Raw genomic sequence first — 24,849 nt, 5'->3', positions numbered from 1 at the left:
GATTATACGCTCAGGCCGTACTTTTTGAGTTTTTGGTAAAATCCCGACCGGTGAATGCCGAGGATCTGCGCGGCTTTGCTCTTGTTGCCGCCGGCGGCTTCCAGCGCCCTATATATCGCTTGTTTCTCCGTATCCCCCATTATTCCTGCTAAATGTTTCCCGCCTTCGTCGACGTCTTTGTTTTTGTGTTGTTTTTTGAGGACGGGCGGCAGGTTGTCGGGGGTGATGAGGGCTTCTTCGTCCATGAGGTTGACGGCGCGTTCGAGGATGTTTTCCAACTCCCGCACGTTGCCCGGCCACGAATATTCCATAAGTATTTCCATGGCTTCGGGAGAAACCCCTTCAACCCAATGGGGGGTTTGGTTGTTGATTTTCTTGAGGAGGGTGCTTGAGAGGAGCGGGATGTCTTCTTTGCGCTCCCTAAGGGGCGGAATCTGCAGGGAGATGATGTTGAGCCGGTAGTAGAGGTCCTGGCGGAAGTCGCCGCGCTCGATCATGCCTTCGAGGTCGCGGTTGGTGGCGGCGATTACCCTGACGTCGACTTTGACGGGCTTGGTTCCACCAACCCGCTCGATTTCTTTTTCCTGCAGGACTCTGAGAAGTTTGGCCTGCATGGCGAGGGTCATGTCGCCGATTTCGTCGAGGAATATGGAGCCGCCGTTGGCAAGTTCAAATTTGCCGGGTTTGCCGCCGCGGCGGGCGCCGGTGAAAGCGCCTTCGTCGTAGCCGAAGAGTTCGGATTCGAGGAGGTTTTCGGGGACGGCGGCGCAGTTGACTTTGATGAGCGGGCCGTGCAGGCGTCCGGAGGCGTTGTGGATGGCGTGGGCGAAGAGTTCTTTGCCGGTGCCGCTTTCGCCGAGGACGAGGACGGTGGAGTTGCCTTTGGCCGCCTTGACGGCGACGGTTTTGAGCCATTCCATCTTTTCGCTCTTGCCGACGATGCTGTCGAAGGTGAATTTGCCGCCCTGGACTTTGCGCAGTTCTTCTTTGTAGTATTCGAGCTGGTGCTGGAGGGTATTCATTTGGCGGGCCATGGCTTTTAGGTCTTTGAGGTCTTTGAAGAGGCTTTTGCCGACGGCGCCGATGACTTCGCCGTCCTTGATGATGGGGATGCGGGTGACGACGCAGTCTTTGTCCCTGATGCGCTGGACTTCGGCGACTTCGGCCTTGCCGGTGGCGGCGACGATGTGCATGCGGGTGTTGTCGATGACTTCGGTGACATGCTTGCCGACGACGTCGTGCTGGTCGAGTCCGAGGTAGTCGCCGTAGGAGGAGTTCATCATTTTGATGTACCCTTTTTTATCGACGATGACGATGTTTTCGAAAAAGCTTTCCAGGGCCGATTCGAGGGTGCTTTTTAGGCTTTTGACTTCTTCGAGTTCGGCGGCGACGGCGGATAGTTGGGTAATGTCCTGGAAGATGGCGACCGCGCCGGCGATTTTGTTGTTTTTGAGGATGGGGGAACGGTTGGTGAGGATTTGGCAGTTGCCGAGGTTCTGTTTCTGGTTGAGTTCAGGAGCGCCCAGCTCCAGGACGCGGCGGAGGCCGGTGTTGGGCATGACGTCGTCCACCAGGCGGCCGATGACGTTGACGGCGTTCTGCCCGGTGAGGTTTTCGGCGGCGCGGTTGAACATGGTGACGATGCCTTCGGCGTCGGTGACGATGACGCCGTTGTAGATGGCGTTGAGGACTGCCTGCATTTCTTCGGCGAGGCGGAGGGATTTCTCGGACAGGTATTTGACGAGGTCGGTGCGGCTGATGATGCCGATGGGACGGTTTTCCGAGTCGACAACCGGGAAGACGCTGTAGCTGAAGACACGGTTGGGCCGCTGGAGCTCGCTTAGGGATACGGTGTCGCGCAGGGTGAAAACGCTGGTAGTCATGACCGCGTCGACCTGCTGATCCATCTGGTTTTTGGCCTGGGCTTTGATGAGGTGAGATTTGGTTATCAGGCCGATCAGGTGGCCGCTGCCGTCGACGACGAGCGCACCGTCGATGCGATTGCGGTCGAAGATCGCCGCCGCTTCCTGAAGAATGGTAGTGGGGGGGATCGTGAACACCCTGGTGTTCATTATGTCGGAGACGCGCATGTTGAAACCACCTCTCTTTATAGCATTGTTTATACACGGATTCCGAAAACCCTGCAAACCACTGTACATTTTTTTAGACAATAAAAAAAGCCACCGGGTGTATATCCCGATGGGCATTTTTTTGCACGGGCGGTGAAAAAATCTTCACACCAACCCCGCAGTCGTCGCTTATCGACGGCCGTTTATTTTATGAGAGGGAGGATTGCTTTGAACTCCGCTCCGTCGGATCTCTCCAACCACTCGTACAGGGCAATTTCGACAGCCGAAACGACGCCGCCGGCCTGACGGATTTTGGCGAGACCGATCTCTTTGTTGGCCGGCGCCCTGGAGCCGACGGCGTCGGCGACGACATGGACGCCGAAACCGCGGTGGAGGGCTTCGAGAGCGGTCTGCTGGACACAGATATGGGCTTCGATGCCGGTGAGAACGATGGTTTTGGCGCCGTGGTCCTGGAGGGCGGCGGCGAAGCCTGCGGCCCCGAAGCAGCTGAAGACGGTTTTCTCAAGGGGGGCGAAGGCCGGAAAGAGCCCGGCGAGGGCGGCATTGGTGGCGCCAAGCCCTTTGGGGTATTGCTCGGTGACGATTACGGGCACGCCGAGGGTTTGGGCGATTTTGACCATTTTGACGGTGTTGTCGAGGACGGACGGCCAGTCGTGGATGGCGTGGAGCAGTTTGTCCTGGACATCGACGACGACGAGGACGCTGCCGGCTTTGTCGAGCTTGTGGGGATGAGGCATCGGTATTCCCTCCCGCTATGTTTTGGTGATAATATTGTATCATAGGAAGAGGCTGTTCAGAAGTGCCCAGATGCAAGGCGCACCGGAGGCTGGCGCCACCGTTTCCTCCGCGACAATGTTTATATATGTGGTTTGCACAGGATCGTTTAACAGTATCGCGCGTACTCGGAACGTAAGCTAGCAAGCCGGCGAGGAGCAACGCCGCAGATGGGCGCTGCTGGGCGGCCGGGAATAAAAAAGCCCCGCGCGTAGAGAGGTACGCGCGGGACTTATATAATGGGTGCACGCCCGAGGTGGCTAGATGGTGCATGCCCCATCAACGCTGAGTACTGCGCCGTTGATGTATTTGGCGTCATCGGAGGCGAGGAAGGCGAAGGCGGCGGCGATTTCCTCCGGTTCGGCCAGACGTCCGGCGGGGATTTTGATGATGATTTTTTCCTGGAGCACCTGCTCGGGGATTTTGCGGACCATTTCGGTGCCGGTGAAGCCCGGGGCGACGCAGTTGAAGCGCAGGCCGTTCTTGGCCATTTCCTTGGCCCAGGATTTGGTCATGCCGATTACGCCCCATTTGGTGGCGGCGTAGTTGGTCTGCCCCATGTTGCCGTAGAGACCGACGATCGAAGAGGTGGTGAGGACGACGCCGGATTGCTGCTCGAGAAGGGTGGGCAGAACGGCGGAGGTGCAGTTGAATACGCCAGTGAGGTTTACGCCGATGACGGCGTCCCAGGCTTCTTTGGCCATTTTTTTCATCATGGCGTCTTTGGTGATGCCGGCGTTGTTGATGAGCACGTCTACGCGGCCGAAGGCCTGCTTGGCGGCGTCGACCATGTTCTGGCAGCTTTCGGTGCTGGTGACGTCGACTTTGACATAGACGGCCTGACTGCCGAGGGCTTTTACGGCTTCGACGGTTTGGGCCCCGTCGGCAAAGTCGGCGACGACGATTTTTGCGCCTTCTTCGGCGAAGCGAATGGCGGTGGCTTTACCGATGCCGCCCGCGGCGCCGGTGATTAGGACTACTTTGTCTTTGAGACCTCTCATTGACGATACCTCCCAGTTTTGATGTTCCTGGCCGGCGTTTACCGGGATCAGAGTTTTTCGATGACGCTTGCGATGGCGGGACCGCCGCCCACGCAGAGGGAGGCCACGCCATACTTGTCGCCGCGGCGGCCCATTTCGTAGATGAGGGAGACGAGTATTCGCGCCGCGGTGCAGCCTACGGGATGGCCGAGGCCGATTCCGGAGCCGTTGGCGTTGATTTTGTCGTAGGGTATTTTGAGCTCGCGGTTGACGGCGAGGAATTGGGCGGCGAAGGCTTCGTTTATTTCGTAGTAGCCGATGTCTTCGGGTTTGAGGCCGGCGTATTTGATCGCCTTGGGGACCGCGTATACCGGGCCGATGCCCATGATTTCGGGGGCTACGCCGGCGTTGGCGGTGGCGAGCAGTTTGGCGAGCGGCTTGATGCCAAGCTCTTTGGCTTTTTCGGCGGTCATGAGGACGAGGGCGGCCGCGCCGTCGTTTACCCCGGAGGCGTTGCCGGCGGTTACTGTGCCGTCTTTTTTGAAGGCGGGCTTCATGGCGGCGAGTTTTTCGAGGGAGACGTCGGCCCGTGGGTGCTCGTCCTTGTCGACGGTGACGGGGCCTTTACGGGTCTCTATGGTGACGGGCACTATTTCGTCTTTGAAGACTCCGGCGGCAATCGCCTTAGTGGCCCGCTGGTGACTCATCACGGCCAGTTCGTCCTGCTCCTGGCGGGTAACGGCGTAGCGTTCGGCGAGGTTTTCGGCGGTGTTGCCCATGTGGTAGCCCATGATGGCGCAGATGAGGCCGTCGTAGAGCATGGAGTCGTAGATGTCGGCCTGACCCATCCTATAGCCGGTGCGGGCGCCTTTTAAAAGGTAGGGAGCCTGGGACATGCTTTCGACGCCGACAGCCACCGCTATGTCCGTCTTGCCGAGCAGGATGGACTGGCTGGCGAGTTCGAAGGCTTTCATGCCGGAACCGCACTGCTGGTCGACGGTATAGGCGTAGCCGTCCACAGGCATGCCGCATTTGAGCTGGATCTGGCGTCCGGGGTTGCCTTTGGCGCCGGCTTTGTAGATCATGCCGCAGGCCAGTTCGTTGATCTGCTCCGGTTTGACGCCAGCCTGGCCCAGAGCGGCGTTGACGGCTGCCACGCCAAGGTCTACGGCGCTTACGTCTTTGAGCGCTCCGAGGAAGTCGCCGATGGGGGTACGCTTAGCCCCGACGATCACTACTTCACGCATAGAGTATCCCTCCGATTTAATTTCTAGCTTTGCGCCTTGTCTTGCAGTGAATATTAAATGCAATTATTGTGCCAAAGGGCATGGAGGTGCGGGTGTCCCCTTTTTGCCGGCGATATCCACGATCGCGGATGAACCGGCCGCCGTTATCCGTGCACAATGTTAGACACGGTGTATAGTATTCTGTACATATTGTGTGACATTTTTTGTCCTGGCTGGGTACCCGAACGGCGACTTAGCGGCAGTACGCAGCCTGATTTCATATATTCGGAATATTGGCACGGATTTTGCATCATGATATTTAAAGTTGTATAAGGAGGTGATGGGAAAAGAGGGTTTTGCGCACTCTGTCTTGCTGGGTATTTATATGTTGTGTTTGCTCTATGGCACCCAATTCTGACGACCAAGGGAGGAAAAGTAATGGAAATACTGGGCATTGTTTTAAGTCTTTTCCTACTAATGTACGTGGCTTATCGCGGCTTCTCGGTAATTCTCTTCGCCCCCATCCTGGCGCTGCTGGCCGCCTCCATGCAGGGACTGCACGTCATGCCGACTTATACCGAGCTGTTTATGACCAAGGCGGTCGGGTATGTCAAGCTGTTCTTCCCCGTCTTCCTGCTCGGCGCGGTGCTCGGCAAGGTTATGGAAGACACCGGGATGGCCAAATCGATCGCGCACGAAATCATTCAGGCTCTGGGCAAGGAGCGCGGCATTATCGCCGTCGTGCTGGCCTGCGCCATCCTGACCTACGGCGGCGTCAGCCTGTTCGTGGTCGTGTTCGCGGTTTATCCCTTCGGCGCCGCCATATTTAGGGAAGCCAACATTCCCAAACGCCTCATCCCCGGGGCGATCGCCCTGGGCGCCTTCACGTTCACGATGACGATGGTGCCTGGCACGCCTCAGATCCAGAACGCCATCCCGATGACCTTTTACGGCACCGACGCGTTTGCCGCCAAGTGGCTCGGCCTGTTGGCCGCCATCCTGACCTTCGGATGCGGCGTAGCCTGGCTGGAATGGCGCAGGAAAACCGCCCAGGCCGCCGGCGAAGGCTACGGCGACCATACGCTGAACGAGCCGGAAATCAAGAGCTCTGATCTCGAGACCCCCAATTGGGTTCTGTCGCTGCTCCCGCTGCTCGCGGTTGTCGTCGTCAACTTCGCGATGACCAAGTTCGCCTGGGATCCCAATATTCTGGAACCCTTCAAGCCTATGAAGCTGCCGCTTATGGTTCCGGCGGTCAAGAATGTCGCCGGCATTTGGGCGCTGATCATCGGCCTGGTGGTCGGTGTCATCCTGGCCGTAGGCATCGGCTACCGCTACCTCCCGAAACAGCCCGGTTCCCTGCAACGCGCTCTCAACACCGGCGCCATCGGTTCGCTGCTGGCGATCATGAACACCGCTTCGGAGGTCGGCTACGGCAACGTTATCTCCTCGCTGCCCGGCTTCAAGTCGATCGCGACTTTCCTGCTGAACATCAAGCTCGGCGGCACGCCGCTGGTGTCGGAGTTCTTCACGGTCAACATCCTGGCCGGCATCACGGGTTCGGCCTCGGGCGGCATGTCGATAGCCCTCAGCATCATGGCTAAGGAATGGCTGGCCTGGGCCAACCAGGTGGGCCTGAATCCCGAACTGCTGCACCGTGTCGCTTCGATGGCTTCCGGCGGTTTCGACACGATGCCGCATAACGGCGCGGTCATCACGCTGCTGGCTGTCTGCGGCATGACGCATGTCCAATCCTACAAGGATATCGGCATGACCTCGCTCGTCATCCCGTTCCTGGTCGGTATCACGGTAATCCTTATCTATACCGTAACCGGGTTCACCGGCTGATCGGCCACAAAAAATCCCCGCGCAACGCAAGTTGCGCGGGGATTTTTTTTGTTGGGCCCCCGTTATTTGCCGGTGAAGTTGGGTTTGCGTTTTTCGAGGAAGGCGGCCATGCCTTCCTTCTGGTCGGCGGTGGCGAAGCAGAGGCCGAAGACTTCGGCTTCGTAGGCGACGCCGGTTTCAAGGTCGGTGTCGAGGCCTTCGTTGATGGCGACTTTGCACATCCGGACGCCGATGGGCGACCGGCTCATGATCTTCTGGGCCATGGCTTTGGCGGCGTCCATGAGTTCCTCGGGGGCGACGACTTTGTTGGCGAGGCCGATGCGGTAGGCCTCAGCGGCGTCGATCATGTCGGCGGTGAAGAGGAGTTCTTTGGCGCGGCCTTTACCGACGAGACGGGCAAGGCGCTGGGTGCCGCCGAATCCCGGCGGGATGCCGAGGGTGGATTCGGGCTGGCCGAATTTGGCCTTTTCGGAGGCGATGCGGATGTCGCAGGCCATGGCGAGTTCGCAGCCGCCGCCGAGGGCGAAGCCGTTGACGGCGGCGATGACGGGTTGGGGCAGATTTTCGATTTTGTTGAAGACGGCCTGGCCGAATTTGGCCCATTCGCGGCCTTCGACGGCGCCGAGGGGCTGCATGTAGGAGATGTCGGCGCCGGCGACGAAGGCTTTGTCGCCCGCGCCGGTGATGATGACGACTTTGACGGCGGGGTCTTTGGCAAGGGTGTCGGCAAGCCGGTCGAGTTCGCCCATGGTGTCGGCGTTGAGGGCGTTTAAGGCTTTGGGGCGGTTGATGGTGATGACGCTGATGCCGTCCTGGTTTTCGAAGATAAGGTTCTGGTAGTCGCTCATTTTTGTCTACCTCCCTATTTATTTATTTCTGGCTGTAGTCGTAGAAGCCGCGGCCGGTTTTGCGGCCCAGCCAGCCGGCGGCGACGTATTTCCTGAGCAGCGGGCAGGGGCGGTATTTGCTGTCGCCGAAGCCTTGGTAGAGGACTTCCATTATGTAGAGGACGGTGTCGTTGCCGATGAGGTCGGAGAGGGCGAGCGGGCCCATGGGATGGTTGAAGCCGAGTTTGGCGACGTTGTCGATGTCTTCGACGCTGGCGACGCCTTCCATGAGGGCGTAGACGGCTTCGTTGATCATGGGCATCATGATGCGGTTGCCGGCGAAGCCGGGGAAGTCGGACACCTTGACCGGCGATTTGCCCAGAGCTTCGGCGAGGGCTTTGACGGCGGCGTAGGTTTCTTCGCTGGTGGCGAGGCCGGTGATGATTTCGACGAGTTTCATGACCGGGGCCGGGTTGAAGAAGTGCATGCCGATGAATTTCTGCGGGCGTTTGGTGATGGCGCCGAGGGCGGTGATGGGCAGCGAGGAGGTGTTGGAGGCGAGGATGGTGTGTTCGGGGCAAAGTTTGTCGAGGGCCTGGAAGATGTCGCGCTTGATGTCCATGTTTTCGACGGCGGCTTCGATGGCGAGGTCGACGTCGCAGGCGGCGGCGTCAAGGTCGACGACGCCGGAGATGCGGGCCATGACGGCGGCTTTTTCGTCGGCGGCCATTTTGCCTTTTTCGACGGCTTTGGCAAGGTTTTTATCGATGCCGGCGATGCCTTTTTTGACGAATTCGTCTTTGATGTCGCGGAGGACGACTGTGAGGCCGCCCTGGGCCATTACCTGGGCGATGCCGCTGCCCATCTGGCCGGCGCCGATTACGAGCACTTTTTTGATCTCCATTTTTTATCCTCCCAGTTAATTATTTTTTTCACATTCGGGGGAACGTGACGAACCCCCGCCACCGCACAGTTGCCCTGTTCGGCACGGGGGGTCCGGTCTACTTTTTGAGGACTGTGGCCTTGCCGTCTATGACGATGGTGCCGTCCTGGTTGGTTACGGTGGTGCGGAAGATGATGCGGCTTTTTTCGGGGATTTTTTCAATCGCCTCAACGGTGGCGGTGACGGTGTCGCCGATTTTCACCGGGGCTTTGAAGGCCAGTTCCTGCCCAAGGTAGATGGTGTTGCGGCCGGGCAGCGAGGTGCCGAGGACGGCGGAGATGAAGCCGGCCGAGAGCATGCCGTGGGCGATGCGTTCTTTGAACATGGTGGTTTTGGCGAATTCGGCGTCGATGTGGACGGGGTTGAAGTCGCCGCTTACGCCGGCGAAGGTGTAGACGTCGTGTTCGCTGACCGTTTTGGTCATGCTGGCTTTGTCGCCGATGTTGATCTCGGCGAAGGGGATGTCGCGGACCATAGGATTTCCTCCCTGCTTAAGGCTGCTCTAGGAGGCTCCAGATGCAAGCACCGGAGGCGGCCCCGCGACGACGGCCCGGAATGGGCCGCGCGCCGGGCACGCCATGGATGGCTCAAGACCGCCGGACGGAGCGCCGCAGATGGACCTTCTAGACTGCCGCGTTGCTATGCTTGCCTGATTTTCTTGAATTCTTCGGTGAGGATCGGCAATACTTCCATGACGTCACCGACGATGCCGTAGTCGGCCATTTTGAAGATGGGCGCGTCGGGGTCTTTGTTGATGGCGATGACGATGTCGGACGAGGACATGCCGGCAAGGTGCTGGATAGCGCCGGAGATGCCGCACGCGAAGTAGATTTTCGGCCCTACGGTTTTGCCGGTCTGGCCGACTTGGTGGAGGGCCGGTTTCCAGCCGGCGTCGACGGCCGCGCGGGAGGCGCCGACGGCGCCGCCGAGGACGTTGGCCAGGTCTTCGATGAGGGTGAAGTTTTCGGGTTTGCAGAGGCCGCGGCCGCCGGAGACGATGATTTCGGCTTCTTCGAGGTTGCAGGAGGCGGTGCAGACCTTGATGACTTCGACAAGTTTGGTGCGGATGTCGCCGGGCTTGACTTTGCTGGCGACGCGGATTATTTCGCCGCTCTTGGCGTAGTCGGGCTCGGGTTTTTTGAATACTTTCGGCCTGACTGTACCCATCTGGGGCCGGTGGTCAGGGCAGAGGATGGTGGCCATGATGTTGCCGCCGAAGGCCGGACGGGTCCAGGCGACGAGGCCGGTGGCTTCGTCGATGCCGAGGCCGGTGCAGTCGGCGGTGAGGCCGGTGCCGACGCGGCAGGCGATGCGCGGCCCGAGGTCGCGGCCGTCGTTGGTGGCGCCGAGAAGGATGACGGAGGGCTTGTAGGCGCCGATGAGGTCGACGAGGGCGATGGTGTAGGCGTCGGTGCTGTAGTGGGCGTATTCGGGGCCTTCGACGAGGTAGACTTTGTCGGCGCCGGCGGCGAAGGCTTCCTTGGCGATCGGCTCGACGCCGTCGCCGAGGATGACGGCGGCCAGTTTCTGGTTCATGGCGTCGGCGAGCTTGCGGCCTTCGCCGAGGAGTTCGAGGCCGACGTTGCGGGGTTTGCCTTCAGTCAGTTCGATGTATACCCAGACATCTTTGTAGGCATTCTTGTCGATGGCGACCTGTTTTTCTTCCTGTTCCCTGATGATGGTTTTGACCGGGCAGGTGTCGATGCAGGCGCCGCAGGCGGTGCAGGCTTCGGTGACGAAGGCTTTGGCGTCGTCCTGCATTTCGATGGCGCCGAAGGGACAGGCGCTGACGCAGGCGCTGCAGCCGATGCACTGTTCTTTGATTACTTTGATGGCCATTGTTTCGCTACCCCCTAGACGATCTTCGCTTCTGAAAGTTTGGCGATCAGTTCGGCGACCGCTTCCCGGGCGGTGTCCTTCTGGATGAGAACCCCCTGGGTGCGCTGTTTGGGGGTGAATATTTTCCGGACCTGGGTGGGCGAGCCTTTGAGGCCGAGCTTGGTTTCGTCGACTTCAAGGTCGGCGAGCGTCCAGACGGGAATCTCGGCGCGGTTGGCACGCATGGTGCCCTTGACGGTGGGGTAGCGCGGCTCGTTGGCGGATTTGACGACGGTGAGCATGACAGGCAGCCCCACTTCGATGACTTCGTAGCCTTCTTCGTGCTCGCGCTCGACGCGGGCGACGGAGCCGTCGACTTCGACTTTGGCGGCGTAGGTGACCTGGGGTATGCCGAGGTGTTCGGCGATTTCGGGGCCGACCTGGGCGGTATCGCCGTCGATGGCTTGCTTGCCGCAGAGGATAACGTCGACTGTGCCAAGCTTTTTGATGGCCGCCGCGAGAGTGTAGCTGGTGGCGAGGGTGTCGGCGCCGCCGAAGGCGCGGTCGCTGACGAGGATGGCCGCGTCGGCCCCCATGGCGAGGCACTCTTTTAGGGCGTCCTTGGCCTGGGGCGGGCCCATGCTGATGACCGTCACCTTGCCGCCATGCTTTTCTTTGAGGACGAGCGCCGCTTCGACGGCGTTCTTGTCGAACGGGTTGACGATGCTCGGGACTCCCTGGCGGATGAGCGTGTTGGTGACGGGATCGATTTTGACTTCGGTGGTGTCAGGTACTTGCTTGACACAGACGACGATTTCCATTCTTCAGCCTCCTGTTTCTGGTGAGATGAAGCGCCGGCTAGCGGAGGATGGCCCCCGAGACGACCATGCGCTGGACCTGGTTAGTTCCTTCGTAGATCTGGGTGATTTTGGCGTTGCGCATCAGGCGCTCGACCGGGTACTCCCGGCTGTAGCCGTAGCCGCCGAAGATCTGGACGGCGTCGGTGGTGACGGCCATGGCGGCGTCCGAGGCGTACATTTTGGCCATGGCGGCCTCTTTGGAGTAGGGCTGGCCGCTGTCTTTGAGGTAGGCGGCGCGATAGGTGAGCAGCCTGGCGGCGTCGACTTTCGTGGCCATGTCGGCGAGCATGAAGGCGATGGCCTGGTTGGCGGCGATGGGCTTGCCGAACTGAACCCTTTCCTTGGAGTATTTGACGGCGTGGTCGAGGGCGGCCTGGGCGATGCCGAGGGCCTGCGCGGCGACACCGATGCGGCCGCCGTCCAGGGTGCTCATGGCGATTTTGAAGCCGTCGCCTTCTTTGCCGAGGAGGTTGGCCACCGGAACTTTGACGTCCTGGAAGATGAGCTCCATGGTCTGGGAGGAACGGATGCCCATTTTATGTTCTTTTTTGCCAAAAGTAAACCCAGGCATATCCTTTTCGAGAATGAAGGCGGAAATTCCTTTTACGCCTTTGCTTTTGTCGGTCATGGCGAATACGATGTAGATCTCCGCTTCACCGGCGTTGGTGATGAAGATTTTGCTGCCGTTGATGATGTAGTTGTCGCCCTCGCGGACGGCGACGGTCTGCTGGGAGGCGGCGTCGGTGCCGGCGTTGGGCTCGGTGAGGCCGAAGGCGCCGAGTTTGGTTCCTTCAGCGATAGGGGTCAGGTATTTCTTTTTCTGCTCTTCGGTACCGTAGGCGTAGATGGGCCAGCCGCACAGGGATACGGACGCGGACAGGGCGATGCCGAGGCCGTCGTCGATGCGGCTGAGTTCTTCGATGGAGAGGATGTAGCTGAGGACGTCGCCGCCGGCGCCGCCGTATTGTTCGGGGAAGCAGATGCCGGTGACGCCTAGGTCGCCGAGGGAGTCGAACAGGGCCCGTTCGAATTTTTCATGTTCGTCGCGTTCTTCCGTGCCGGGGGCGACCTCCTTTTCGGCGAATTCGCGCACCATTTTCTGCATCATTTTTTGCTCGTCGGTCAATTGGAATTGCATTTGTTATCTCTCCTATCTTAATTTGTTTTTAATACGATATTATAAAAATGTGAAAAAAATCACATGAGTTTTTTATTTTAGTGCCAATAGGATATCCCATTGGCACTAAAAGATTACACCGATTGCCTTCAGGGAACCTACAGTTTTTCTACGATGGTGGCTACGCCCTGGCCGCCGCCGATGCAGAGGGTGGCGAGGCCGCGCTTGGCGCCGTGGAGTTCCATGGCGTGCAGCAGGGTGACGAGGATGCGGGCGCCGCTGGCGCCGATGGGGTGACCGAGAGCGATGGCGCCGCCGTGGACGTTGACTTTTTCCTTGACGAAGCCGAGTTCGTTGCCGACGGCCAGGAATTGGGCGGCAAAGGCTTCGTTGGCTTCGATGAGGTCGATGTCGCCGATGGTGAGACCGGCTTTGGCCAGTGCCTTGCGGGTGGCGGAGACGGGGCCCATGCCCATGATGGCGGGGTCCACGCCGCCGGAGCCGTAGCCGACGATTCTGGCGAGGGGCTTGAGGCCGAGGGCTTTTGCTTTGTCGGCGCTCATGACGACGAGGGCGGCGGCGCCGTCGTTGATACCCGAGGCGTTGCCGGCGGTGATGGTGCCGTCTTTCTTGAAGGCCGGCTTGAGGTTGGCGAGCGTCTGGATGGTGGTGCCGGCTTTGGGGTATTCGTCGGTGTCGAAGACGACGTCGCCTTTTTTGGTTTTGATGGTGACGGGAACGATTTCTTTTTTGAAGGCGCCGCTCTGGATGGCTTTGACGGCTTTATCCTGCGACTGGCTGGCAAGTTCGTCCTGCATTTCGCGGGTAATGCTGTAGCGTTCGGAAACATTCTCGGCGGTGATGCCCATGTGGTAGTTGTTGAAGGCGCACCACAGGCCGTCGTTGACCATGACGTCGACGACTTTATCGTTGCCCATGCGGTAGCCCCAGCGGGCTTTGCTCGTCAGCAGGTAGGGGGCCTGGGTCATGCTTTCCATGCCACCGGCGACGACGATGTCGGCATCGTCACACATGATAGCCTGGGCGGCGAGGTTGACCGTCTTGAGGCCGGAGCCGCAGACTTTGTTGACGGTGTAGGAGGGTACCTCCGCCGGGATGCCGGCTTTGATGGACGCCTGGCGAGCGGGGTTCTGCCCCAGGCCTGCCTGGAGCACGTTGCCCAGGATTACTTCGTCGATATTTTCACCTTTGACGCCGGCCTTTTCCAGGGCCTCTTTGACGACAATCGCGCCAAGTTCGGGGGCTGACAGGGTGGCCAGTCCGCCGTTGAAGGTGCCAATCGCCGTGCGAACAGCGCTGACAATTACTACTTCCTTCAACATGATCATCTCCTTTCGGTTGCCTTTGTTAAATTTATTGGGTGTGCGGAATATCTACTTTATTTTATCACTTTTTACCATTGGCAGGCAACATTTCTTTGAGACCGATTTTGTCCGCTTTGAAGATGCGCTCGTCCATTGTCTTGAGGTTGGGGGATATGATCGGTTTGAAATCCATCTGGGCGAGGACGTCTTTTTCGAGGTCGATCCCGGGGGCGACTTCGATGAGGGTCATGCCCTGAGCGGTGAGTTCGAAGACGGCCCGTTCGGTGATGTAGAGGACGGGTTGCTTGACTTTTTTCGCGTAGTCGCCGCTGAAGGTTATCTGTTCGACGTGATCGAGGAATTTGCGGGCTTTGCCTTCGGTAACGATCTGGAGTTTGCCGTCCGCGACGGCGATCTTGAGGCCGCCGGCGGTGAAGGTGCCGCAGAAGACGACCCGCTTGGCGTTCTGGGTGATGTTGATGAAGCCGCCGCAGCCGGCGACCCGGCCTTTGAATTTGCTGACGTTGATGTTGCCGTGCTTGTCGGTCTCAGCCAAGCCGAGGTAGGCAAGGTCGAGGCCGCCGCCGTCGTAGAAGTCGAACTGGTAGGGCTGGTCGACGAGAGCGTCGGAGTTGGTGACAGCGCCGAAGCTGAGGCCGCCGGCGGGTACGCCGCCCCAGCCGCCGGGCTCGACGGTCAGGGTCATGGTGTCGCCGACGCCTTCTTCGTTGGCGACTACGGCAACGCCTTCGGGCATGCCGATGCCGAGGTTGACGATGGCGCCGGGGATAAGTTCCATGGCGGCGCGGCGGGCGATGATCTTGCGGTCGTCAAGGGCCATGGGGGGGATGGCGGACAGGGGGATGCGAACTTCGCCGGAGTAGGCCGGGTTGTATTGCTCGGCGAAGGTCTGAGCGTGCTTGCTGGCGTCTTCGGCGACGACGATGTAGTCGACGAGCCGGCCGGGCACTTTGACGTCCATGGGTTTGAGGGTGCCTTTCTGGACGACGCGTTCGACCTGGGCGATAACGATGCCGCCGCAGTTTTTCGCCGCCTGGGCAATAGGGAGTATCTCGAGGGCCAGGGCCTCGCGTTCGATGGTGATGTTGCCGTTCTCGTCGGCGGTAGTGCCGCGGATGAGGCCGACGGTGATCGGGAAGGGCTTGTACCACAGCCATTCTTCGCCGCCGAGTTCAAGGACTTCAACCAGGTCTTCCTTGGTGACGCTGTTGATTTTGCCGCCTTCGACGCGCGGGTCGCAGAAGGTGTTGAGGCCGACTTTGGTGATGACGCCCGGTTTGTTGCCGGCTACGCTGCGAAACCAGTGGGTGAGGGTGCCCTGGGGGAAGTTGTAGGCGTCGATTTTGTTTTCGACCGCCAGTTTGCCGAGTTTGGGCGCGAGATTCCAGTGACCGCCGACGACGCGCTTGACCATGCCCTCAAACCCGAAATGGTTGAGGCCGCGGTCTTTGCCGTCGCCCTGGCCGGCGCAGTATACAAGTGTCAGGTCGCGGGGCTTGGCTTCCGACAGGAATCTTTCTTCACACGCCGCGGTGATTGCTTCCGGATGCCCGATACCGACGAAGCCCCCGGTGGCTACTATCGCACCGTCTTCGATAAGTTGGGCGGCTTCCGGCGCGGTGATAAATTTAGCCATGGTCGATTCACTCCCCGTTAATGATTTCACGATATTAATATGCAAATACCGTGCCAAAACCATTACGGCTGTATTCCGGCTATTTCCAGGGCCTCCTCCCCTTCCCCGCCGCCTGGGTACGCAGGCAACGCAACAATGGCGCAGCCAGCGCGCGTCGGCGGCTCGAAAGTTTTTTTCGCTGCGGCCTGCCGCCGGCTGAGAGTAAAGTGTCTAGCCGACACCTGTATATAATTCTGTACAAAATTGTCGCTGTTTATCTACAGGGGATTTGACACGGCTTTGCGCCCGAGCTTTACGGGACGGCGGTGCGGGCGGGTGCGCGGACGGCGGCGCAACTCCTGACCCAGGGCGCGCCCTCTTTGAACCTTGAGGGGCGTAGGTGCTATAATATGTATGTATTCGCTTGAGAGCGGGAGGTTTGACGATGGTATTTTTGCCGCACTGGCGGAGGTGGCTGCTGGCCGTGCTGTTGTTCGCGTTTGCGGCGCTCGAGCTGCCGGTGGTGGCCGGCGGTTTCCTGGCCAAGCCGGCGCCGGCGGATGTGATGATCGTGCTGGGGTCGAGGGTGTTCGGCACCGAGCCGGGGCCGATGCTGAGGCTGCGGCTGGAGGAGGCGGTGCGGCTTTACCGTCAGGGTCTGGCGCCGACGATCATCGTGAGCGGGGCCCGCGGCGAGGACGAGGCGGTGGCCGAGGCGTTCGCGATGCGCGATTACCTGGTAAAACAGGGCATCCCCGGCGAACGGATATTCACCGAGGACGGGTCTTACAACACTTATCAGAATTTGGCCAATTCGCAGGCGATGATGGCGGCGCGGGGGTACCGCCGGGCGATCATCGTTTCGAACGCTTCGCATATACACCGCTCGCTGGTGCTGGCCCGCGACCTGGGGCTGGAGGCGAGCGCGGCGCCGGCGCCGATGCCGGACGGGCTGTACCTGAAGGTACGCAATTATTTGCGCGAGGGGGCGGCGATGGCGGCGCTGACGCTGCGGCGGTGAAAGCAGGCTTGTGGTGCGGCAGTCGTTGCGGCGGACTCTTTGTGTTTAGTTTATTTGCACTGTCCCGGGGCCTAATATTTCTTCCAACTCTTTTATAGCCTCGGGGGTGGGGTCGAGCCAGTATTGGCGGTCGGCACGGACGACGCGGCGGCTGGCGGTGAAGTGGAGGTAGACGGTCGATTGGCCGCGGTGGCGGGCGAAAACGCTTTTGAGAAGATCGAAGACTTTGTCCGTTTCCTGGCCCTCGCCTAGGCGGAGGCGGACTTCGCCGGCCTTTTTGCCGTTTACCGGCTGGGCTCCGGAGCCCAGGGGGACGATGTCGTCGGCGATGATTTTGACGGTTTCCTCGCTGACATTCAGGCGCCCGGCGACGGCGACGGCGGCGTCGGGCAGGAGGAAGCGGCTTACCCGGTCGAACAGGCGGGGGAAGACGACGACTTCGACCTGGCCGGTGAAGTCTTCGAGGGCGACGAAACACATCATGTCGCCGCTTTTGGTGGTGATGCGCTTGGCGCCGGCGACGAGGCCGGCGGCTTTTACGGGCTGGCCGTCGCCGTATTCGCCGCTGGAGAGAAGGCTGACGGCGGTGTAACTTTTCATGGTTTCGCGGTATTTATCGAGGGGATGGCCGGTGACGTAGAAGCCGGTCATTTCCTTTTCCAGGGCGAGGAGTTCTTCGTGCGGCAGTTCGTCGAGGTGCGGCGGGGTGATGTCGTCGGCGCCGGCGCCCTCGTCGTCGCCGAAGAGGCCGAGCTGGCCGCTTTCGCGGTCGCGCTGGCGGCAGGCGGCGACTTCGGCGGCTTGGTCGAGGGCGGCGAGGAGCTGGGAGCGTTTCCAGCCGAAGGAGTCGAAGGCGCCGCATTTGATGAGGCTTTCGAGCATGCGTTTGTTGACGAGCCGCATGTCGATGCGCGAGCAGAAGTCGACGAGCGAGGTGAAGCGGCCGCCGTCGGCGCGCACGGCGAGGATGCCGGCGATGGCGTTGTCGCCGACGTTTTTGACGCCGGCGAGGCCGAAGCGGATGGCGGCGCCATCGACGGTGAAGCCGGCGGAACTGGCGTTGATGTCGGGGGGGAGGACGGCGATGCCCATGTGCCGGCATTCTTCGATGTAGAAGCCGACTTTGTCGTTGGCGCCCATGACACTGGTGAGGAGGGCGGCCATGAATTCCTGGGGGTAGTTGGCCTTGAGCCAGGCGGTCTGGTAGGCGACGAGGGCGTAGGCGGCGCTGTGGGATTTATTGAAGCCGTAGTCGGCGAAGTGGGCGATGAGGTTGAAGATTTCTTCGGCGAGTTTGGGGCTGAGGCCGTGCTCGGCGGCGCCGTTCATGAAGTTTTCGCGCTGGGCGGCGATGACTTCGGGCTTTTTCTTGCCCATGGCGCGGCGGAGGAGGTCGGCCTGGCCGAGGGTGAAGCCGGCGAGGACGGAGGCGATCTGCATGACCTGCTCCTGGTAGAGGATGACGCCGAAGGTGTCTTTGAGGATGGGCTCGAGGAGCGGGTGGAGATAGGTGACTTTTTTGCGGCCGTGGCGGCCGTTGATGAAGTCGGTGACCATGCCGCTGCCGAGAGGGCCCGGCCGGTAGAGGGCGACAAGGGGGATGAGGTCTTCGAACCGTTCGGGTTTGAGCTCTTTGACGAGGTTGGTCATGCCGCTGGATTCCATCTGGAAGACGCCGGCGGTGTCGCCGGCGGCGAGCATGGCGCAGGTTTTGGCGTCGTCCGGAGGAATGGCGTCGATGTCGATGACGAGGCCGCGGTTGTCTTTGATGAGGGCGAGGGCGTCGCCGATGACGGTGAGCGTCCTAAGCCCGAGGAGGTCCATTTTGAGGAGGCCGATCTCTTCGATGCGGTCTTTGTCGTACTGGGTGGTGACGAAGCCTTCGGAGGAGTTTTGGAGGGGGACGTAGTGGGTGAGGGGCTCGTTGGCGATAACGACGCCGGCGGCGTGGGTGGAAGCGTGGCGGGGCAGGCCTTCGACGCTCATGGCGAGGTCGAGGAGCTTTTTGATGTCGGGGTCGGCCTGGTAGAGGGTTTTGAGTTCGCTACTGACTTCGAGGGCGCGGTGGAGGGTGATGCCGAGCTCGCCGGGGACGAGTTTGGCGATGCGGTCGACGTCGCCGTATGGCATGTTGAGGGCGCGGCCGACGTCGCGGATGGCGGCCTTGGCGGCCATGGTGCCGAAGGTGATGATCTGGGCTACGCGGTCGGCGCCGTAGCGCTCGATGACGTATTCGATTATTTTGCCGCGCCTGACGTAGCAGAAGTCGATGTCGATATCGGGCATGGTGACCCGCTCGGGGTTGAGGAAGCGCTCGAAAAGAAGGCCGTATTTGAGGGGGTCGATGTTGGTGATGCCGAGGAGGTAGGCGACGATGCTGCCGGCGGCCGAGCCGCGACCGGGGCCGACGGCGATGCCCTGCTGGCGGGCGTAGTTGACGAAGTCCCAGACGATGAGGAAGTAGCTGGCAAAGCCCATTTGGCCGATGACGGACAGTTCGTAGTCGAGCCGGTCGGTTTCGGTTTGGCCGGCGGCGGGATAGCGGGAGGGCATTCTTTCAAGGCACAGGCGGCGAAGGTATTCTTCGGGAGTCAGGCCGGCGGGGATGGGGAATTCGGGCAGGAAGAGCCTGCCGAATTCGAGGCTGAGGTCGCAGCGTTCGGCGATGCGGACGGTGTTGGCGAGGGCTTCGGGGTAGGCGGCGAACAGGGCCGCCATTTCTTCGCCGCTCTTGAGGTAGAATTCGCTGCTGTTAAAGCGCATGCGGCCGGCGTCGTCGACCGTTTTGCCGGTCTGGATGCAGAGGAGGACGTCGTGGCTTTCGGCGTCCTGGCGGTCGATGTAGTGGATATCGTTGGTGGCGACGAGGCCGACGCCGATTTTGGCGGCGAGGGCGGAGAGCATGGGGGTGACCTGTTTCTGCTCAGGCAGTCCGTGGTCCTGGAGCTCGATGAAGAAGTTGCCGGGGCCGAAGATGGCGGCGTATTCGCGGGCCAGGGACTCGGCGCCGGCGCTGTCGCCGCGGAGCAGGAGCGCGGGCAGCTCGCCCGCCAGGCAGGCGCTGAGGGCGATGAGGCCGTCGTGGTATTCGCGGAGGAGCTCTTTGTCGACGCGCGGTTTATAGTAGAAGCCCTCGGTGTGGGCGCGGGAGACGAGTTCCATGAGGTTGCGGTAGCCGGCGGCGTTTTCGGCCAGCAGGACGAGGTGGTAGTAGGCTTCGCCTTCGACGGTGGTTTTCTCCAGCCTGGAACGCGGCGCGACGTAGACCTCGCAGCCGATTATGGGTTTGACGCCTTTTTTGACGGCGTGCTTGTAGAAGTCGATGACGCCGCTCATGGTGCCATGGTCGGTTATGGCGACGGCGGGCATGCCGAGTTCTTTGGCGCGGGCGACGAGGCGCTCGACGCGGCTGGCTCCGTCGAGAAGGCTGAATTCGGTGTGGTTGTGGAGGTGGACGAAGTTGCTCATGGGGGTGTTTCCTTTCGGAGTTTGCGCCGGCTGTTACGCCGTCATCGTTCTGCGTTGTAGGACATTTTCTCCCCGCGTGGCGGCTAGTCCTCTTTTCGTCTTCGGGGTCCGGCGACGCGGCCGAAAAAAAACCGGGGCTCCGTAGCCGGAACCCCGGTTTTGTGCCTGCGGAGATTATCCCCCGCTATTTGCTTAGTACGGCAAAAACTTCGTCGATGTCGGGCAACTGGGGGATATCATAGAGCTTTACCCAGATCACCTTGCCGTTTTCGTCGAGGATGACGTTGGCCCGCTGGGAGAAACCCTCGGCCTCCCGGAACAGCCCGTAGTCCTTGGCCGCCCCGCCATGGGGCCAGAAGTCGGCGAGCAGCTTGACGGTGGCAATCTCAAGTTCTTTCGCCCAGGCGTTTTTGCACGGGTACGAGTCGACACTCAGCCCCAGCGGTACGGTGTTGAGGCGTTCGAAGTCGGTCAGGCGGGCTTCCAGCGCTTTCATCTGTTCGGCGCAGACCCTCGTCCAGGCGAGCGGGTGCCAGGAAAGCAGCACTTTTTTGCCCCGATAGGATTTAAGCTCGATAAGTTCGCCCCGGTTGTCCTTGAGGGCGAATTCGGGCGCGAGGTCGCCGACGGCGATAGTTTTCATGGTCTTTCCTCCTTAATGAGATATCATGCTGCGATTTCGGCCATCCGGTTGCGAAGTTCCGGACGGTCTCGCCGCTGTCCCTATGGCATATATTTTCGGTGAGGCGGGCGTCAAATCCTCTGAAAATTATGTTTTCCGTGAAAGGGATTATTCTCGCTATGCAGAATTCCTTATATGGTTATAAATGGAGGTTTTGGCATGCGGCATATAGGCATTCTCCAGTTTACCCAGCATCTCGACGACGCCGTCCGTGGCTTCAAGGCCGGTTTAGAGGACTGCGGCGCGAACGCGGCGTTTACTTATCTGAACGCCGACGGCAATGCGGCCCTGCTGCCCGCGCTGGCGGCAGAACTCGCCGGGAGGGGTGTCGAGCTGATCTTCGCCTGTTCGACGCCGGCGGCGAAGGCGGCCGTGGAACTGGCGGCGTCGATTCCGGTGGTGTTCACGCCGGTGTTCGACCCGGCGGGGGCCGGCCTGCTGGCGGCCGGCAAGGCGACCGGCATGGCCGGCATGGTGCCGGCGGCGGCGAAGGTGGCGTTCATACGCCGGCTGCTCCCGGCGGCCCGCACGGTCGGGGTGCTTTATCACGACGGCGACGCCAACGCAGTGCTTGAGGCGGAAAATTTCCGCGCGGCAGCGGCGGGAAGCTATGAAATTATTAATTTTGCCGTTTCGCGGTCTGACCACCTGTCCACCTTCGATGAGAGACTGGCTGTAAAGCCTGATGTTCTTTTTCTCCCTATCGGCCGGGTGGTGGAGGAGAATTTCGCGACAGTCGCTTATTACGCCGAGCTCGCGGGGGTGCCGGTGGTGGCGTCCAGTCCGGCCAACGTGGCCGCCGGCGCCGTCGGCGCCCTGGCGGCCGACCACCATAAGCTGGGTTACGCCTGCGCCGGACAGGCAGCCCGCATTCTCGCCGGCGCCGATCCGGGCAGCTTGCCGGTGGGCAGGGCGGAGAATCCGGATATATTCCTGAACGCGGCGGCGGCAAGGCAACTGGGGCTGGTGCTGCCGGCGGACTTGATAGCGATTGCGAGGGAAGTGTATGAGTGAGGTGGAGCTGTTAGCCCCCGCCGGGACGTGGGATGCGCTGGAGGCGGCTGTGGAAGCCGGGGCCGACGCGGTTTACCTCGGCGGCAAGCGCTTCAACATGCGCCTCCACCGGCGGGACGCCAATTTCGACGACGACGGCCTCGCCCGGGCGGTGGAGTACACCCGCGCCCGCGGGGTGCGCCTGTACGTGACGGTGAACAATCTCGTGAGCGAAGCCGAGCTGCCGGAGCTGCGCGCTTATCTGGCCTTCCTGCAGGAGCTCGGCCCGGACGCGTTGATCGTCCAGGACCCCTGCCTGCTGGAGCTTGCGCGCTCAGAGGGACTGAAGCTGCCTCTCCATGCGTCGGTGATGATGAACACCCACAACGAGGCGGCGGTGCGCACGCTGCAGGAGTACGGGGTGACGAGGGTGATTTTCAGCCGCGAGTTGTCGCTGGCTCAGTTGACGCTGATCCGGGACCGGACGGGGATCGAGCTGGAGTATTTCGTCCATGGGGATATGTGCGTGGCCCACAGCGGCCAGTGCCTACATTCGGGGGTGGTGTTCGGCCAGAGCTCGAACCGCGGCCGCTGCCTGAAGCCCTGCCGCTGGCCGTACGGCTTCACGGCCGCGGACGCGCCGCTGGCGGCGGACCGCGACCCTGGCCCTTATAAGCTGGCGCTCAAGGATATGTGCCTTTATCTGCACCTGCCGCAGCTCATCCAGGCGGGGGTGGTGTCGTTTAAGATCGAGGGGCGCATGCGGACCGCCGATTTTGTCGGTCGGATAACAGGCCTTTACCGCCGGGCGATCGACCGCTACCTGGCCGACCCTGCCGGCTACGCCGCTGATCAGGCGGAGTTGCGGGAGCTTCACGCCGCCCGGGCGCGCGATTTTTCGACGTGTTACGCGTTCGGCAACCCCGGCGCGGCGGCGGTGGGTTTTAGCGGGGCGCGAGAGCCGCGTTTCTTCAGCCAGGCGGTGAAGGAGGCTTCGACAGCGGCGCCGGCGGCCGGGCTGCCGGCGGTCGTGGCTGGCGGCGCCGCGCCCGCACGGGCCCTGCTGACGGTACGGGTGGCCGATAAGGAGGCGCTGGCGGCGGCATATGAGAACGGCGCCGACGTGGCGTACGTCGGCGGCGAGGCTTTCCGGCCGGCCAGGCCGTGGACGCTGGCGGATATCGCCGCGGGCGTGGCGACGGCTGAGGCGCGCGGCGCGGCGCTGGTGGTAACTACGCCGCGTATCACCACGGAGCGGGAATGCGGCGAACTCGCCGTACTGCTGAGGCTGCTGGAAGCGCTCAAGCCCCACGGGGTAATGGTGAGCAATCCCGGCGCGTTGAGGCTGGCCGGCGAGTTGACCACCCTCCCCCTCTACGCCGATTTTTCGTTCAACCTGTTCAATTCGCTGACCGCCCGCTGGCTCAATAGGCAGGGGGTGAGCCGGGCGACGGTGTCGCTGGAGGCCACCGGCCTCCAGGCGGCGGCGATGGCGGCCGCCAGCCCGTTGCCGCTGGAGGTGGTGGTGCACGGGCCGTTGGAGGCGATGGTGATGGATTATTGCTTGCCCCGGGCGCTGCTGGGAAACGGTACGCCGGCCGGACTATGCCGGGACGTGTGCCAGGGTGGGGATTTCGCGCTGACGGACAGCGCCGGCGAGCGCCATGCGGTGAAGATCGATCAGTACTGCCGCAACCACATCCTGTTCGGGCGCGATCTGTGCCTGGCGGGGCGGCTGGCGCCGCTGGCCGCCGCCGGAATAGGAGCTTTCCGGATCGAAGGCCAGCACTACAGTCCCGGACATGTCGGGGAAGTGGTCGCCGCCTATCGGCGGGAACTCGACGGCACGGCGGCCCCGGAGGGGCCGGCGGCGGGCATCGGGGCACGGAGGCCCCTGGGTGTGGGGGTTTTCCGCTATGAGGCGTCGCGCTAATACAGCCAGGAGGTGTTCGCCATGAAGAAACCGGCCGGACCGGGGGAGATCCTGCGCAAGAAGCATCAGTATCTGATCCCGTGCGTGTATCATTTTTACGCCGAGCCGATGCAGATCGTCCGCGGCGAGCGGCAATACCTGTACGATCATGCGGGCAGGCGTTATCTCGACTGCTTCGCGGGGGTGTCGGTGGTGAATTGCGGCCATTGCCACCCGGATATCGTGCGGGCGGTGTGCGAGCAGGCGGCGACGCTCCAGCACACGACAACGATTTATCTGACCCAGCCGGTCGTCGACCTGGCCGAGCGCCTGGCGGCGGTTACCCCCGGCAGGCTGGGCAAGTCGTTTTTCTGCAACAGCGGCAGCGAGGCGAACGAGGGGGCGGCGCTGCTGGCGGCGCTGGCGACGGAGCGCGGCGAGTTCATCGCTCTCCGGCACGCCCTCCACGGCCGCACGAAGCTTACGATGAGCCTTACCGGGCTGCAGATGTGGCGGGCCGATACCAGCCCGGTCGGCGGGGTGAGCTTCGCGCCGAGCCCGTACTGTTTCCGCTGCCCCCTCGGCAGCCGGAAGGATTCGTGCGACCTGGCTTGCGCCGACGCTGTGGAGACGATAATAAAGACCACCACCTCCGGCAGAGTGGCGGCGATGTTCGCGGAGCCCATTCAGGGGAACGGCGGCGTCATTACCCCGCCCCCCGGCTATTTTAAGCGCCTGCGGGAAATTCTCGACCGCTACGGCGTGCTGTTGGTGGTCGACGAGGTCCAGACCGGTTTCGGGCGCACGGGCAGGATGTTCGGCATTGAGCATTTCGGGGTGGAGCCGGATATCATGACGATGGCGAAAGCCTTAGCAAACGGTGCGCCGGTGGGGGCCTTCATCACCACCGATGAGTTGGCCGCGAAATTCACCCGCCCCAGCGCTTCCACCACGGGCGGCAACCCGGTTACGGCCGCGGCGGCGCTGGCGACGCTGGACGTGATCGCCGGAGAAGGCCTGGCCGACCGGGCCGCAATCCTCGGCGACCGCCTCGCGAACGGGTTAAAGGGCCTTATGAGCCGCCACCCGGTCATCGGCGATGTCCGCGGCCTTGGCCTGATGGTGGGGGCCGAGCTGATCCGCCCCGACAAGTCGCCGGCGGCGGCCGAGGCCGACCTTGCCCTGGAAATGCTGAAAGACAGAGGGTTCCTGGCGGGCAAAACCGGGCTCCACCGTAATGTCCTCGCTTTTCAGCCGCCGCTGGTCGTCGGCGAGGAGGACATCGACAGCCTCCTCACCGCCCTGGACGATGTGCTAAGCCGACTCTGA

General features: G+C 61.6%; 19 protein-coding genes. 5 read left to right on the top strand and 14 right to left on the bottom strand.

The window, feature by feature from the left end; all coding sequences use genetic code 11:
• Positions 1 to 2: 2 nt before the first annotated feature.
• The 4 genes from Q4T40_05035 to Q4T40_05020 all read right to left on the bottom strand — a co-directional run bounded on the left by Q4T40_05035 (position 3) and on the right by Q4T40_05020 (position 5,091).
• The gene (locus Q4T40_05035) at positions 3 to 2,090 is read right to left on the bottom strand and encodes a sigma-54-dependent Fis family transcriptional regulator (GenBank protein ID MDT8900604.1); all 2,088 of its coding nucleotides are present in this window, start codon (positions 2,088 to 2,090) and stop codon (positions 3 to 5) included.
• Positions 2,091 to 2,272: 182 nt separating this feature from the next.
• Positions 2,273 to 2,827, bottom strand: coding sequence for a hydrolase (locus tag Q4T40_05030; protein ID MDT8900603.1), 555 nt, complete (start codon positions 2,825 to 2,827; stop codon positions 2,273 to 2,275).
• 297 nt (positions 2,828 to 3,124) lie between these two features.
• Positions 3,125 to 3,865 (bottom strand): beta-ketoacyl-ACP reductase, encoded by a 741-nt coding sequence (locus tag Q4T40_05025; GenBank protein MDT8900602.1) that lies wholly within the window; start codon positions 3,863 to 3,865, stop codon positions 3,125 to 3,127.
• Positions 3,866 to 3,912: 47 nt separating this feature from the next.
• On the bottom strand, positions 3,913 to 5,091 hold the full coding sequence (locus Q4T40_05020) for an acetyl-CoA C-acetyltransferase (protein ID MDT8900601.1): 1,179 nt from the start codon (positions 5,089 to 5,091) through the stop codon (positions 3,913 to 3,915).
• Positions 5,092 to 5,508: 417 nt separating this feature from the next.
• Here Q4T40_05020 and Q4T40_05015 point away from each other — a divergent pair, with 417 nt between their 5' ends.
• The gene (locus Q4T40_05015) at positions 5,509 to 6,918 is read left to right on the top strand and encodes a GntP family permease (protein ID MDT8900600.1); all 1,410 of its coding nucleotides are present in this window, start codon (positions 5,509 to 5,511) and stop codon (positions 6,916 to 6,918) included.
• Between the two features lie 62 nt (positions 6,919 to 6,980).
• On the opposite strand, the gene Q4T40_05010 is transcribed toward Q4T40_05015, so the two are convergent.
• From Q4T40_05010 to Q4T40_04975, 8 genes are all read right to left on the bottom strand, one after another.
• Positions 6,981 to 7,766, bottom strand: a complete 786-nt coding sequence (locus Q4T40_05010) for a short-chain-enoyl-CoA hydratase (GenBank protein MDT8900599.1) — start codon at positions 7,764 to 7,766, stop codon at positions 6,981 to 6,983.
• 22 nt (positions 7,767 to 7,788) lie between these two features.
• The gene (locus Q4T40_05005; GenBank protein MDT8900598.1) at positions 7,789 to 8,649 is read right to left on the bottom strand and encodes a 3-hydroxybutyryl-CoA dehydrogenase; all 861 of its coding nucleotides are present in this window, start codon (positions 8,647 to 8,649) and stop codon (positions 7,789 to 7,791) included.
• Positions 8,650 to 8,746: 97 nt separating this feature from the next.
• Positions 8,747 to 9,163, bottom strand: a complete 417-nt coding sequence (locus Q4T40_05000; protein ID MDT8900597.1) for a MaoC family dehydratase — start codon at positions 9,161 to 9,163, stop codon at positions 8,747 to 8,749.
• 164 nt (positions 9,164 to 9,327) lie between these two features.
• Positions 9,328 to 10,527: an electron transfer flavoprotein subunit alpha gene (locus Q4T40_04995; protein MDT8900596.1), complete on the bottom strand. Its 1,200-nt coding sequence runs from the start codon at positions 10,525 to 10,527 to the stop codon at positions 9,328 to 9,330.
• A 14-nt stretch (positions 10,528 to 10,541) separates the two neighbouring features.
• Entirely contained in the window at positions 10,542 to 11,327 is a 786-nt protein-coding gene (locus Q4T40_04990; GenBank protein MDT8900595.1) for an electron transfer flavoprotein subunit beta/FixA family protein, read from the bottom strand.
• A 37-nt stretch (positions 11,328 to 11,364) separates the two neighbouring features.
• Positions 11,365 to 12,504 carry an acyl-CoA dehydrogenase gene (locus Q4T40_04985; protein MDT8900594.1) on the bottom strand — a complete coding sequence of 380 codons (1,140 nt, stop codon included), beginning with the start codon at positions 12,502 to 12,504 and terminating at the stop codon, positions 11,365 to 11,367.
• Between the two features lie 137 nt (positions 12,505 to 12,641).
• Entirely contained in the window at positions 12,642 to 13,823 is a 1,182-nt protein-coding gene (locus tag Q4T40_04980) for an acetyl-CoA C-acetyltransferase (GenBank protein ID MDT8900593.1), read from the bottom strand.
• A gap of 67 nt (positions 13,824 to 13,890) precedes the next feature.
• Positions 13,891 to 15,465, bottom strand: a complete 1,575-nt coding sequence (locus Q4T40_04975) for an acyl CoA:acetate/3-ketoacid CoA transferase (GenBank protein MDT8900592.1) — start codon at positions 15,463 to 15,465, stop codon at positions 13,891 to 13,893.
• Between the two features lie 424 nt (positions 15,466 to 15,889).
• Here Q4T40_04975 and Q4T40_04970 point away from each other — a divergent pair, with 424 nt between their 5' ends.
• Positions 15,890 to 16,465, top strand: coding sequence for a YdcF family protein (locus Q4T40_04970; GenBank protein ID MDT8900591.1), 576 nt, complete (start codon positions 15,890 to 15,892; stop codon positions 16,463 to 16,465).
• Between the two features lie 45 nt (positions 16,466 to 16,510).
• Here Q4T40_04970 and Q4T40_04965 read toward each other — a convergent pair whose 3' ends face one another.
• Entirely contained in the window at positions 16,511 to 19,933 is a 3,423-nt protein-coding gene (locus Q4T40_04965; GenBank protein ID MDT8900590.1) for a DNA polymerase III subunit alpha, read from the bottom strand.
• A 184-nt stretch (positions 19,934 to 20,117) separates the two neighbouring features.
• Positions 20,118 to 20,576, bottom strand: a complete 459-nt coding sequence (locus tag Q4T40_04960; GenBank protein ID MDT8900589.1) for a redoxin domain-containing protein — start codon at positions 20,574 to 20,576, stop codon at positions 20,118 to 20,120.
• Positions 20,577 to 20,774: 198 nt separating this feature from the next.
• Here Q4T40_04960 and Q4T40_04955 point away from each other — a divergent pair, with 198 nt between their 5' ends.
• The 3 genes from Q4T40_04955 to Q4T40_04945 are packed head-to-tail and all read left to right on the top strand — an operon-like array spanning position 20,775 to position 24,849.
• Positions 20,775 to 21,629, top strand: coding sequence for an ABC transporter substrate-binding protein (locus Q4T40_04955; protein ID MDT8900588.1), 855 nt, complete (start codon positions 20,775 to 20,777; stop codon positions 21,627 to 21,629).
• Positions 21,622 to 23,541 (top strand): U32 family peptidase, encoded by a 1,920-nt coding sequence (locus Q4T40_04950; protein MDT8900587.1) that lies wholly within the window; start codon positions 21,622 to 21,624, stop codon positions 23,539 to 23,541. The genes Q4T40_04955 and Q4T40_04950 overlap by 8 nt, the downstream gene beginning before the upstream one ends.
• Before the next feature lie 21 nt (positions 23,542 to 23,562).
• Positions 23,563 to 24,849, top strand: a complete 1,287-nt coding sequence (locus Q4T40_04945; GenBank protein MDT8900586.1) for an aspartate aminotransferase family protein — start codon at positions 23,563 to 23,565, stop codon at positions 24,847 to 24,849.

This window comes from Selenomonadales bacterium 4137-cl, assembly GCA_032334055.1.
GTDB lineage: Bacteria > Bacillota > Negativicutes > Sporomusales > UBA7701 > Anaeroselena > Anaeroselena agilis.
Note: the sequence above shows the minus strand (reverse complement) of the source record. Positions and strands in the feature narration are given on the sequence as shown.

What these genes read in the sequence shown, in the direction of transcription:
- Q4T40_04985 (MDT8900594.1), bottom strand. Translation starts at nt 12,504, where the DNA reads ATGCAATTCCAATTGACCGACGAGCAAAAAATGATGCAGAAAATGGTG.
- Q4T40_05035 (MDT8900604.1), bottom strand. Translation starts at nt 2,090, where the DNA reads ATGCGCGTCTCCGACATAATGAACACCAGGGTGTTCACGATCCCCCCC.
- Q4T40_04960 (MDT8900589.1), bottom strand. Translation starts at nt 20,576, where the DNA reads ATGAAAACTATCGCCGTCGGCGACCTCGCGCCCGAATTCGCCCTCAAG.
- Q4T40_05010 (MDT8900599.1), bottom strand. Translation starts at nt 7,766, where the DNA reads ATGAGCGACTACCAGAACCTTATCTTCGAAAACCAGGACGGCATCAGC.
- Q4T40_04945 (MDT8900586.1), top strand. Translation starts at nt 23,563, where the DNA reads ATGAAGAAACCGGCCGGACCGGGGGAGATCCTGCGCAAGAAGCATCAG.
- Q4T40_04965 (MDT8900590.1), bottom strand. Translation starts at nt 19,933, where the DNA reads ATGAGCAACTTCGTCCACCTCCACAACCACACCGAATTCAGCCTTCTC.
- Q4T40_05015 (MDT8900600.1), top strand. Translation starts at nt 5,509, where the DNA reads ATGGAAATACTGGGCATTGTTTTAAGTCTTTTCCTACTAATGTACGTG.
- Q4T40_04970 (MDT8900591.1), top strand. Translation starts at nt 15,890, where the DNA reads ATGGTATTTTTGCCGCACTGGCGGAGGTGGCTGCTGGCCGTGCTGTTG.
- Q4T40_05030 (MDT8900603.1), bottom strand. Translation starts at nt 2,827, where the DNA reads ATGCCTCATCCCCACAAGCTCGACAAAGCCGGCAGCGTCCTCGTCGTC.
- Q4T40_04975 (MDT8900592.1), bottom strand. Translation starts at nt 15,465, where the DNA reads ATGGCTAAATTTATCACCGCGCCGGAAGCCGCCCAACTTATCGAAGAC.
- Q4T40_04955 (MDT8900588.1), top strand. Translation starts at nt 20,775, where the DNA reads ATGCGGCATATAGGCATTCTCCAGTTTACCCAGCATCTCGACGACGCC.
- Q4T40_05020 (MDT8900601.1), bottom strand. Translation starts at nt 5,091, where the DNA reads ATGCGTGAAGTAGTGATCGTCGGGGCTAAGCGTACCCCCATCGGCGAC.
- Q4T40_05005 (MDT8900598.1), bottom strand. Translation starts at nt 8,649, where the DNA reads ATGGAGATCAAAAAAGTGCTCGTAATCGGCGCCGGCCAGATGGGCAGC.
- Q4T40_04950 (MDT8900587.1), top strand. Translation starts at nt 21,622, where the DNA reads ATGAGTGAGGTGGAGCTGTTAGCCCCCGCCGGGACGTGGGATGCGCTG.
- Q4T40_05025 (MDT8900602.1), bottom strand. Translation starts at nt 3,865, where the DNA reads ATGAGAGGTCTCAAAGACAAAGTAGTCCTAATCACCGGCGCCGCGGGC.
- Q4T40_04990 (MDT8900595.1), bottom strand. Translation starts at nt 11,327, where the DNA reads ATGGAAATCGTCGTCTGTGTCAAGCAAGTACCTGACACCACCGAAGTC.
- Q4T40_05000 (MDT8900597.1), bottom strand. Translation starts at nt 9,163, where the DNA reads ATGGTCCGCGACATCCCCTTCGCCGAGATCAACATCGGCGACAAAGCC.
- Q4T40_04995 (MDT8900596.1), bottom strand. Translation starts at nt 10,527, where the DNA reads ATGGCCATCAAAGTAATCAAAGAACAGTGCATCGGCTGCAGCGCCTGC.